The sequence below is a fragment of the Clostridium neonatale genome (genome assembly GCF_001458595.1).
In the GTDB taxonomy this organism is placed as follows: Bacteria; Bacillota; Clostridia; order Clostridiales; family Clostridiaceae; genus Clostridium; species Clostridium neonatale.
In genome coordinates, this window is the sequence record NZ_LN890325.1 from 118738 (window position 1) to 130489 (window position 11752).

The 11752-nt window shown below is 28.9% G+C and carries 12 protein-coding genes; 10 read left to right on the plus strand and 2 right to left on the minus strand.

The window, feature by feature from the left end; all coding sequences use genetic code 11:
- Positions 1-116: 116 nt before the first annotated feature.
- Positions 117-1070: a TRM11 family SAM-dependent methyltransferase gene (locus tag BN2920_RS01730; RefSeq protein ID WP_058293335.1), complete on the minus strand. Its 954-nt coding sequence runs from the start codon at positions 1068-1070 to the stop codon at positions 117-119.
- Positions 1071-1506: 436 nt separating this feature from the next.
- Between BN2920_RS01730 and BN2920_RS01735 the strand changes: the two genes are divergently transcribed.
- On the plus strand, positions 1507-2016 hold the full coding sequence (locus tag BN2920_RS01735) for a ferritin (protein WP_058293336.1): 510 nt from the start codon (positions 1507-1509) through the stop codon (positions 2014-2016).
- Between the two features lie 131 nt (positions 2017-2147).
- On the opposite strand, the gene BN2920_RS01740 is transcribed toward BN2920_RS01735, so the two are convergent.
- Positions 2148-2933, minus strand: coding sequence for an HAD family hydrolase (locus tag BN2920_RS01740; RefSeq protein ID WP_058293337.1), 786 nt, complete (start codon positions 2931-2933; stop codon positions 2148-2150).
- A gap of 304 nt (positions 2934-3237) precedes the next feature.
- On the opposite strand from BN2920_RS01740, the gene BN2920_RS01745 reads away from it, so the two are divergent.
- From BN2920_RS01745 to BN2920_RS01785, 9 genes are all read left to right on the plus strand, one after another.
- Positions 3238-3954: a DeoR/GlpR family DNA-binding transcription regulator gene (locus BN2920_RS01745; protein ID WP_058293338.1), complete on the plus strand. Its 717-nt coding sequence runs from the start codon at positions 3238-3240 to the stop codon at positions 3952-3954.
- A gap of 456 nt (positions 3955-4410) precedes the next feature.
- Positions 4411-6315, plus strand: a complete 1905-nt coding sequence (locus BN2920_RS01750; RefSeq protein WP_058293339.1) for a BglG family transcription antiterminator — start codon at positions 4411-4413, stop codon at positions 6313-6315.
- A 14-nt stretch (positions 6316-6329) separates the two neighbouring features.
- Positions 6330-6905, plus strand: a complete 576-nt coding sequence (locus BN2920_RS01755; RefSeq protein WP_058293340.1) for an RDD family protein — start codon at positions 6330-6332, stop codon at positions 6903-6905.
- A gap of 88 nt (positions 6906-6993) precedes the next feature.
- Positions 6994-7308 carry a PTS sugar transporter subunit IIA gene (locus BN2920_RS01760; RefSeq protein ID WP_058293341.1) on the plus strand — a complete coding sequence of 105 codons (315 nt, stop codon included), beginning with the start codon at positions 6994-6996 and terminating at the stop codon, positions 7306-7308.
- Positions 7309-7400: 92 nt separating this feature from the next.
- Positions 7401-7727, plus strand: a complete 327-nt coding sequence (locus BN2920_RS01765; RefSeq protein ID WP_058293342.1) for a PTS sugar transporter subunit IIB — start codon at positions 7401-7403, stop codon at positions 7725-7727.
- Between the two features lie 19 nt (positions 7728-7746).
- Complete coding sequence (locus BN2920_RS01770) at positions 7747-9099, plus strand: PTS sugar transporter subunit IIC (RefSeq protein WP_058293343.1); 1353 nt, start codon at positions 7747-7749, stop codon at positions 9097-9099.
- An 11-nt stretch (positions 9100-9110) separates the two neighbouring features.
- Positions 9111-9635 (plus strand): GrdB-related putative oxidoreductase, encoded by a 525-nt coding sequence (locus tag BN2920_RS01775; protein ID WP_058293344.1) that lies wholly within the window; start codon positions 9111-9113, stop codon positions 9633-9635.
- A 46-nt stretch (positions 9636-9681) separates the two neighbouring features.
- On the plus strand, positions 9682-10638 hold the full coding sequence (locus BN2920_RS01780; RefSeq protein ID WP_058293345.1) for a glycosylasparaginase: 957 nt from the start codon (positions 9682-9684) through the stop codon (positions 10636-10638).
- Between the two features lies 1 nt (position 10639).
- Entirely contained in the window at positions 10640-11746 is a 1107-nt protein-coding gene (locus tag BN2920_RS01785) for a Sapep family Mn(2+)-dependent dipeptidase (protein ID WP_058293346.1), read from the plus strand.
- Positions 11747-11752: the final 6 nt, after the last annotated feature.

An 11752-nucleotide genomic window follows, 5' to 3' on the forward strand; every position in this document is an offset into this window, starting at 1 on the left:
TGGGACTCAAAATATAAGAATACAAGACTATGAGAATATATATTTTTGTATTCTCATAGTCTTGTATTTCTAATGTTTTGAAGTATAGATTTAAATTAATTCGGAGTATAATACTTTTAAGCCTTAAGGACTTTTATATATCTAACAAAATTTCCTTTAGAAACTGAACATTCATCAACAATTGTAAACCCAGCGTCAATAATATATTTATCTAAATCTTCGAAAGTAACTAAAATAACTCTATCTGCAAGTCTATGAGCTGTGTTAATAAGTGCAACTTGAGCTTCACGTGTTGTTGGTGTGAATAATCCATAAGGAAGATCAAGAATTGCAGCATCATATTTTTCTTTTATATCATGCATATTTCCGCTTGTGATTACATTATCATAACCAAAGAATTCTAAATTTCTTTGTGCATTTTCTGCAATGCTATTATTAAGTTCATATCCAACAACATCTATGCCCATAGAGAGAGCTTCGATTACTACAGTTCCAACACCGCAACATGGATCAATTAATTTTAAGGATAAATCATTTTTCACTGCTATATTAACCAAAGTTCGTGCTACTTTTAGACTTAAAGAATTTGAATATGAGCAAGGCTTTCTATCATGAATATGCCATTGAAAATCATTTTTTATATATTCTCCAAAAATCCATTTATCATCAACCTTTGTAATGCCAAGAAGAACTTTTGGATTATGTATATCTGGGAAGCCAGTCACAACATATCCTATTTCATAAACACTTTTTAACCTATCTTCATATGGTATGTTTCCATGTTCAAGTTTTACATAACAAACTTTGAAATCATCATAAGATAAATTATCTTGGGTGATTTTTTTTACTATTTTTTCCAGAGAATCTTCTTTATATATTATAGATATCATTTCTTTTATGAATGTACTTCTAGAAGGATTTACATATATATCTGAGAATAGATATTTATTCTCAGGAATCTTGTTAAACAAACATTTCATTTCCATCATGCATAATTCTTCTTCAAATTTTGGATTGTAATTAATTAAGTATAGGTATTCTTTATTCAAGTTTTTAACCTCATATTTCATATTAGTAAATTTATAGTTTTTATAGTATATAGTTTAACACAATTTTTTTATTCTTTAGGAATTTATATATTATAGGGTTATTATATCATAGTCGACTTGGCGATTTTTTTATTTAACATAAATTGTGAGATTATTAATTAATTTAAAATTTTATAGTTATAGATCTAGAAGGATACCCAAACAAAAGGACAGATAAAACATACATGAATATATGCAACTTACATTGAGAAAATATCTAAATATAATGAAAAAGAATAAATTAATAATTAATATAAAAGTTAAATTATTTAAGGATTAATTATTAAACTTATGAGTATAGATAAAAATACTTATTAAGTGAATACTATTTGATAATATAAGATTTTGTTTAAGAAAATATTGCCATTAACATAACTTAGGTATACAATTAAATTGATAAATAAAGGAGTGATTAAACATGTTAAGTGAAAATTTATTAAAAGCTCTTAATGATCAAGTTAACTACGAATTATATTCTTCATACGTATACCTTGCTATGGCTGGTTATTGTGAAGATATGGATTTAAGCGGATTTGCTAATTATTTTAGAGTTCAAGCTAAAGAAGAATTAGATCATGCTATGAAGTTCTATGATTATGTTTATCAAAAAAATGGATCAATTGAGCTAGAAAAAGTAAATAAACCACAAACAACTTTTGATGGAATTGTTGATGTATTCCAAAAAGGATATGAGCATGAACAAACTGTTACTAAAAAAATATACTATCTATCAGATATAGCTTATGAAGAAAGGGAACATTCAACAATTAGTTTACTTAAGTGGTTCATAGATGAGCAAGTAGAAGAAGAGAATAATTTTAATATGTTACTTAAAAAGGTAAGAAGAGCTGGAGATAATCAAGCTGCATTATATTTATTGGATGATGAACTTGCTAAAAGAGTCTATACTCCTATAACAGCTCAATAGGATTTAAAAAATTAGTTTACTATAATTAATATACGTAGTATATTTTATGAAAACAGCACTTAATCTTGATTAGATTAAGTGCTGTTTTCATTCACTTTATTGAATAATCATGGAAGCTATATAAGTATAATTTATAATACGTATTCTTCTATGGCCTTAATAACACCATTTTCAGTATTTTTCTTAGCAATATAGTTTCCATACTGTTTCATATCATCATTAGCATTTTCCATAACAAAGCTATAGTGAGCAGATTGAAGCATTTCAACATCGTTATAGAAATCTCCAAAAGCCATTGTTTCATCATAAGATATATCAAGATCTTCTTGAAGTCTCTTTATAGCATCACCTTTATTTATATTTTTGTTATTTATGTCAATCCAAACAGCGCCAGATACTACAACCTTATATTCCTTTCCAAATAGAGGATTTAAAGCTTTGTATGAATGCTCCTTAGATCCATTAAAGTCACATATTGTTACTTTAAATATGTCATCATCAATATCAATAAGATCTGAAACTAGTGTCTTTTTTATATAGTATTTATCTATTTCTTTTTTTATTTCTTCAGAGCAGGCTTTATGGTAAGTATTTTTAACACCACACAGAATTACAGCAGTATTAGGCATATCCTCACATGCTCTAACTATATCATTTACAGTGTTCTTATCTATAATGCTTATAATAGGATCTTTACCAGGTTCAACTATATATGCACCATTATCACAAATAAAATATAGTTCATCAGAATGTGGCTTGAAATTTTCATATAAAGTGTGATAAGGTCTTCCACTAGCAACAACAAATCTAATATTCTTTTCATTTAATTTTTCAAGTGTAGAAAAAAAGTCTTTAGGTAGCTTACTGTTTTCATCCAATAATGTTCCATCCATATCTGTAGCAATTAGTCTAATCATAATTTTCACCTCTTAATTTTATCTATATAAAGACTTATTTGTATCAATATTCGACAGGTGGCTTCGACAGGTGACTGTCACCAAATAAAAACGAGAACTTATTAACTTATTAAGTCCCCGTATTATATATATAAAATATAACGCTAGGCAGAATATCCTATTACGCTATTTTATATTCCCTATAAGTAATTATATTATAAATTGAAAACAAAAACAATAATAAATAATATTAAACAATAAAAAACAAGATAAAAAAGAAAAATTATGATATAATTGTATTAATATAAAACTGAGGTGAATCAATATGTTTTTAGAAGAAAGATATGAAAAAATTTTATATAAAGTTCAAGAAGAAGGCAGAGTTACAGTAAAAGATTTAGCTAAAGAATTCAATGTAACAGAGGATTGCATAAGAAAAGATTTACGTGAGCTTGAAAATAGAGAATTATTAAAAAGAGTATATGGTGGAGCAATAATTCAAAGAAATCATGATGATATAAAACCAATTGATGAAAGAAAAAACATTAATGTTGGTGTAAAAAAGAAAATAGCAATAAATGCAGTTAATTTAATTGAAGATAAAGACATTATATTTTTAGATACTTCTACAAATAACCTTGAAATATCAAAGGAGCTTAATAAAAGCAAAAAGAAAGTAACAGTAGTTACAAATATGATAGAGATAGTGTCTGAATTGAAAAATAGCCCATATATAAAGTTGATTTCTGTAGGTGGAGAATTCAACAAAGAGGTAGGGGCAATAGTTGGAGCAGCTGCTGACAGATATATAAAGCATTTTACTTATGATAAGGCATTTATAGGTGTATGTGGAATTAATAAAGAAACAGGGTATATAAGCACTTTAGACCTAGAAGATGGTACAACTAAAAAGACAATAATTGAATGTTCTAATAAAAGCTATCTTGTTATGGAGAAAGAGAAATTTAATTATGATGAATTTTATAAGTTTGCAAGTCTAGATGACATTGCTGGAATAGTTACAGAAGAGGGCGTTATGTAAAGTTTTTTATAAAGAATGCTTTAGGCACAATCAAATAAATAACAAGTCAATTTGCCAGCCTATTTTCCATCATGCTACGTTGGCAAATTGACCTAATAGGCCCGCTATGAGGGCAATTTGCCTCCTTGCCTGATGAAAAATATTCACGGCAACTTTAGAATTGTTATTTATTTTCATGTGCCTTATTAAAGAATATATTATATATTGAGAGAGGATTTAGCTCTATTTATTATATTAATAATTCCAGTTGAGTAAATAATATATGATATATTGTGGTAAATAAAGAGTAATAATATAATTTAAATATACAATATTAATTGAAGGAATTAGTGGCTTCCCAATTGTAATTGAGGCTACTATTTTTTAAAGAGTTTTTTTCCTAACAGTTAGGAAAAATGGTTGGCAGTTAGATATATTTAAATGATGGTATATTAAAAGTATGGGAGGGAAAAATAGATGTTAACTGATCGTCAATTAAATATTATAGATATTTTAAATGATAATAATACTTGGATAACTGGAAAAGAAATATCTAATATTTTGAATGTTTCAGATCGTACTATAAGGCTTGATATTTCAACTATAAACACGTATTATAATTGTTTATTGATTGAATCAAATAGAAGATTTGGCTATAAAGTAAACAAACTTTTATTACATAAACAAGATATTAAAACTAAAGATATAATACCCCAAAATTCTCATGATAGATGTGTTTATATAATTAAGGAATTACTTTTTAAAAGCCAAGAAATAAATTTGATTTCACTTCAAGAAAAAGTTTTTGTAAGTGGATATTCTATTGATAATGATATTAAGAGAATAAGAAAGACCATAAGCGAATATCCAAGCTTAAAGATAGTTCGTTCAAATAATAATATTAAATTATTAGGAAATGAAACTGATAAGAGAATGTTGTACAAGCATTTATTAACAGAAGAAACTCAAGGGAATTTTATGAATCTAAATTCTATTGCTAGTTTATGGAGCAGCTTTGATTTGCTTGAAGTTAAAGATATTTTAGAAGATGTATGTAATAAATATGATTATAAAATTAGAGAATTAACATTACCAATGATTATGATTCATGCTGGGGTTGCTATTGAAAGAATTTTTAATAACAACTTTATTGGTACAATCAGCAGTTATGAAAATTTAAGTGATAGCAAAGAATATATAATTTCTAGAGAATTTTTTGAACAGGTTAGTAAGAATATTAATATTAAATTAGTTGAAGAAGAAATTAGGTTATTTGCATTATTACTTATGGGAAAAAAGAATGCACAATATAGAAAAGATGTAGTTAAGGAAGAATTAGAGCTTGAGGTAGATACATTAGTTGATAATGTAATAGGTGAAATAAAAAGATATTTTGATATAGATTTTTCTAATGACCTTGACTTAAGAGTTGGATTATCTATGCATTTACAATCTTTAATAGAAAGGCAAAAGAATAATATAAATGTTACTAATTTATATCTTCAAGAAATTAAGAGAAGATATCCTTTAGTATTTGAAATGGCAGTTAGGGCAGGAGAAGTTATTCAAGAGGCAGGAAATGAATATGTAAATGAAAACGAATTAGCTTTTTTAGCACTACATTTAGGAACTGCGTATGAGAGAGTAAATACGGTTAAAAAATATCGCGTAATCATGATTATACCCCATAACAAGATGTTATCAGCAATGTGTATTGATAAGCTGAATAATCGTTTTAACGATAGAATGGAGATTGTAGCAACACACAATTTCTTTGAAGAAAACATGATACTTGAAGATGAACCAGATATTATTATAACAACAGCACCATTAAAACATAATCTAAAAATACCAACTATAAATATTAGTCTATTTGTTAATTATGAAGATGAAAGCAAGGTATTCCAAGCATTAAATTTGCTAGATAAGAAACGAAATTATGGAACCTTTGTAGAAGTAATTAAGGGGCTTATGAAGGAAGATTTATTTTATGTAAAAGAAAGCATGAAGAATCCAACTGAAATAATTGAATATTTATGTGATGAATTAATTGATAAAGGATTAGCCACTGATGAATATAAAAGAGATGTATTAAAAAGAGAAGCTGTTTCTGCAACTGCTTTTGTGCATGGATTTGCAGTTCCACATTCTATTGAAGTTACAGCAAATGAATCCTGTATATCAACAATGATTTTAAATAATCCAGTTAAATGGGAAGGATATGATGTAAAGTTAATTATTTTATTAGCAATAAGGAAAACAGATACTCATTTATTAAAGGTATTTTTTGATTGGCTTGGTAGTATGGTTACAGATAAAAATAAATTTAGTCAATTGCTAGAAATAAATTCTTATGAAGAGCTAATAAAAGAAATATTATAATAGGAGGCATAAAAATGACCAATAAGGTTATAGGTAAGAAGGGACAAGAGAAAATTGGAAGAGATCAAGTTTACTTAGGTAAACGTTTCTTAGCATATTTAATTGATTGGTATTTAGGTGGATTATGTACCTCTTTTCCTATTTCTCTAATTTCTCAAAAATTAAATAATACAGCATTGAACCAAAGCATTATGAGCTTTGAAGGAAATTATGGATATATTGCTGGGGTTTCAGCTCTTTTAGGTGCAGTTTTTTATTTTGTAATTATCCCTACCTATATTTATAAAGGACAGACTTTAGGAAAGAAAATTTGTAAGATTAAAATTGTACAGGCGTCTGATGAAGATATTACTTTAAAAAATATGATATTAAGACAAATTGTTGGTATCATGGTTGTTGAAGGTAGCTTAGTTACAGCAAGTTCTATATGGCACACATTGGCAACTATGATTACTAAAGTGAATTTTGTTACTCCACTTATGTATATTGGATTTGTAGTTACAGGAATAAGTGTTATTTTATTAGTATTCAAAGGTGAAAATAAAGCAATTCACGATTATTTAGGAAAGACTAAAGTGATAATTTGCTAGTTAAATTCCTAAGGTTAGGAAAATGCATCTTAACATGGTAAATATATTTCAATATATAATAAGCTTATAGCAAGATTGGAGGAAGAAAATGAATAATTTAGAGTTAAGCAGTTTTAAAATTATTTCATCAGTAGGAATGGCAAAATCAAGTTATATTGAAGCTATGAATGCCGCTGAAAAAGGAAATTTTGATTTAGCAGATGAGAAAATTAAAGAGGGTGAGAAATTTTTTAGTGAAGGACATGAGGCACATAGCGGATTGATTCAGCAGGAATCAAGTGGAGATGATATAAAATTATCATTACTTCTTATGCATGCAGAAGATCAATTAATGTCTGCAGAAACAATTAAGATTATGGCAAAAGAAGTTATCAAATTAAACAATCGTATTCAAAATTTATAAAATATTAAAGATAATATAAAAATGCTAGAAAAAGATTTATTTAAAATTTAAATAAATATATAAAAATAAAATATAGAACTGGAGGTTAATTCATGAAAAAAATTTATTTATTTTGTAGCAATGGAATGTCTACAAGTATTCTAGCTAGTAATATGCAGGATATAGCAAATAAACATAATTTACCTATTGAAGTGGTAGCTTTTCCACACAATAAGTTAGAAGAAATAATAAATAGTAAAAAGCCAGACTGTATTTTACTTGGACCACAAGTCAAATATATGTATGAAGAAACTGTAGAACTATTTGGAGATAGAGGAATTCCTATTTCAGTAATTAATCAAGAGGATTATGGAATGATGAATGGAGAAAAGGTATTAAAGGCAGCTATAAAATTGATTAAGACTAATAAAACGAGTTAGATAGAGGGAGAGATGAATTATGTTAAAGAAACTTGAAAAGGTATTAATGCCTTTAGCAGAAGCTATAGGTAGAAATAAATACTTGATGTCAATTAGAGATGGTTTTTTAATATCAACACCATTATTAATAGCAGGATCAATTTTCTTATTAATAGCTAATTTTCCACTTACAGCGTGGACTAATTGGTTATCATCAGTTATAGTAAATCAAAACACGGGTGAAACATTAGCATCATTTATTGAGAAACCATCTGGAGCAACATTCTCTATAATGGCGATATTTGCAGTTATTGGTATAGCATATTCTTTTGCGAATCATATGAAAACGAATCCAATCTTTGGATCAGCAGTAGCAGTTATGTCATGGTTTTTAATTATGCCTTATACAGTGACAGGAAAAGTAGATGGAGTTGAAGTTAGTTTAACAGGAGTTCCAACAGGGTGGCTTGGAGCTAAAGGTATATTTGTAGGAATAATTTGTGCATTTTTATCAGTACATTTATATGCATGGGTTGAAAAAAAAGGTTGGACAATTAAAATGCCATCAGGAGTACCACCAACAGTAGTGCAGTCTTTTGCAGCACTAATTCCAGTAACAATAGTAATGTCTTTATTCTTTGCAATAAATCTAGTGGCTGGATTCTTTGGAACTGATGTATTTACTATTATATTTGAATTCTTACAAACACCACTATTAAATATTGGTGGAACATTAGGAGCAATGGTTGTTGCTTATATTTTCTTACATCTATTCTGGTTCTTTGGCATAAATGGCGGATCAGTTGTAGGTGCTGTATTTAATCCTATTTTACAAACACTATCAGCAGAAAACGTAGAATTCTTTAAAACTGGTGTAGGTCAAGGCAATATAATATGCCAACAATTCCAAGATTTATTTGCAACTTTTGGTGGAGCAGGATCAACACTATCATTAGTTATTGCTATGTTATTTTTCTGCAAATCAAAGAGAATTACTGAACTTGGAAAATTATCGGGTATACCAGCGATATTTGGTATTAATGAACCAATAATATTTGGTCTTCCAATAGTACTAAATCCAGTAATGCTTGCTCCATTTATATTAGTTCCAACAATAAATATAGTCATATCTTATTTTGCTATGTCAACAGGAATTGTTCCTATATGTAGTGGAATAAATATTCCATGGACAACTCCAGTTATTATTTCGGGATTACTAGCTACTAATTGGGTAGGAGCATTATTACAAGCAGGATTATTAATTCTAGGAGTATTTGTATATATGCCATTTATTAAAATGCTTGATAACCAATATTTAAAAGAAGAAGAAAATGCAAAAAATGAAGAAGATGATGATATATCATTAGATGATTTATCATTTGACGATTTATAGGAGAGAAAGTTATGAAAGTAATTATGATTTACGATCAAATACAATCAGGAGAAGGCATAAAAGATGATCATATGATACCGCTTGGTGCCAAAAAAGAAGCAGTTGGACCAGCTGTTATGATGGAGCCATATTTAAAAAAAGTAGGTGGAAAAGTAGTGGCATGCCTATATTGTGGTGATGGTTATTATGCTGAAAACATTGAAGAAGTGACACGCAAGCTATGTGCTATGGTGGAAAAAGTTAAGCCAGATGTAGTAATGTGTGGGCCTGCATTTAACTATGAGGGATATGGGAAGATGGCAGCAGATATTACATATGCAATTAATGAAAGAACTAGTATACCAGCATTAGCAGCAATGTCTAAAGAAAATGAAGCTACTATTGCAAAATATAAGGATAAAATTTGCATTGTTGAGACACCTAAAAAAGGTGGAGTTGGCTTAAATGAATCATTAGAAAGAATGTGTGAAGTAGCGAAAGCAATGGTTGATAAAGAAGATATTAACTCTATTATTTCAAAATATTGTTTTAAATAGAAGGATACTTTAAGTAGATTTCTATAAAACTAGAGGAGGAAGGCTTATGTGGGGAATAATTGCAACATGGCGTATGGCTGTAGAAGGAATTACAACAGCAAGTAAAATGCTAAAAGAAGGAGCAGATGCAGGTGATGCTATTGAAACTGCTATTAGAGAGGTAGAGGATTTTCCATATTATAAATCAGTAGGGTATGGTGGACTTCCAAATGAAGAAATGGTGGTAGAATTAGATGCAGCATATATGGATGGAGATACTTTAGATATAGGGGCTATAGCAGCAATAAAAGATTTTGCAAATCCAGTAAGTATAGCAAAAAGACTTTCAAAGGAAAAAGTAAATAATCTATTAGTAGGTGAAGGGGCAGAAAAATTTGCTCATAAGGAAGGCTTTGAAAGAAAAACAATGCTAACAGATCGTGCAAAAATTCATTATAAAAACCGTTTAAAGGAAGTAAAGGATTTAGAGATTAAGCCTTATTCAGGACATGATACTGTTGGAATGGTATGCTTAGATAGCAATGGTAAAATGACATCAGCAACATCTACAAGTGGATTGTTTATGAAAAAGAGTGGACGTGTTGGAGATTCACCAATTTCAGGCTCAGGATTCTATGTTGATAGTAAAGTAGGAGGTGCTAGTGCTACAGGTCTCGGAGAAGATCTTATGAAGGGATGTGTATCTTATGAAATTGTAAGACTGATGAAGGAAGGCATGCATCCTCAAGAGGCTTGTGAAAAAGCAGTAAATATGTTCGATTTAGAATTAAAAGAACGTAGAGGAAAAGCTGGAGATATGTCATTAGTAGCAATGAATAATAAAGGAGAATGGGGTGTTGCCACAAACATCGAAGGATTTTCATTTGCAGTAGCAACTGAAAATGAAGAACCAACAGTTTATTTAACTAAAAATGTAGATGGCAAGTGCATTCATGAAGTTGCAAGTCAAGAATGGCTAGATAATTATATGCAAACAAGAATGGCACCTCTAGTAGAAAAGTAATATGGATGATAGTATTTTAAGAGAAATAGAAAACATCTCTAAAGATATGATTGAAAGTATCATAGAGATAGTAAAAATTGATAGTGTAAAAACGGATGATTCAATAGATGCCCCTTTTGGTGAGGGTATAAAGAAAAGTCTAGAAAAGACATTATTGCTAGCTGATTCACTAGGCTTTGAAACAAAAAATATTGATAATTATATTGGATATGCAAGATATGGGCACAGTGAAGATTATGTTTGTGCTATTGGTCATCTTGATGTTGTTCAGGTTGGAGCAGGATGGAAACATCCACCGTTTAGTGGGTATAGTGAAGATGGAGTAATTTATAGTAGAGGTATTTTAGACAATAAGGGACCAATTCTTTCTTGTTTGTTTGCTCTATATGCTTTAAAGCGATTAAATATTAAATTAAAACATGAAGTAAGGATTATTTTTGGTTGTGATGAAGAGAGTGGTTTTGAAGATCTAAGATATTATCTTACTAAAGAAAAGCCTCCTATTATGGGATTTACTCCAGACTGTAAATACCCAGTAGTATATGCTGAAAGAGGACGGGCAGTAATTGAAATAGAGGGAAGAAAAGATAATATAGATGATTTTTTTAACTTTGTGAATGAATTTATTTTAAATGCAAAAAGTAATGGAGAAAGATTTAATATAGATGTTACAGACAAAGAATTTGGGACATTAGAAGTTAGAAACTACAAATTATTTTATAATGAAAATCCGTCTATTCAATTTAGTGTAAGCTATCCAGCTACTATTACAAAGGATGAAATTGTAAGCAAGATAAAAGAGTCAGTTCAAAACTTTAAAGTACAATGTATTAAAAATTTCAATCCAGTAAAATTTGAAAAAGAGTGTTTTTTAGTTAATACATTAAAGGAAACTTATGAAAGAGTGACAGGTAATGATGGAACGCCAGTTACAACAACAGGAGGAACATATGCTAAACTTATGCCTAATATAGTTCCATTTGGTCCATCATTTCCTGGGCAAAAAGGAATTGGCCATCAACCAAATGAATGGATGAATATAGATGATATTATAACAAATGCAAAGATATATGCATTAAGTTTATATCATTTAGCAAAAGGAGAATAAAAGAAA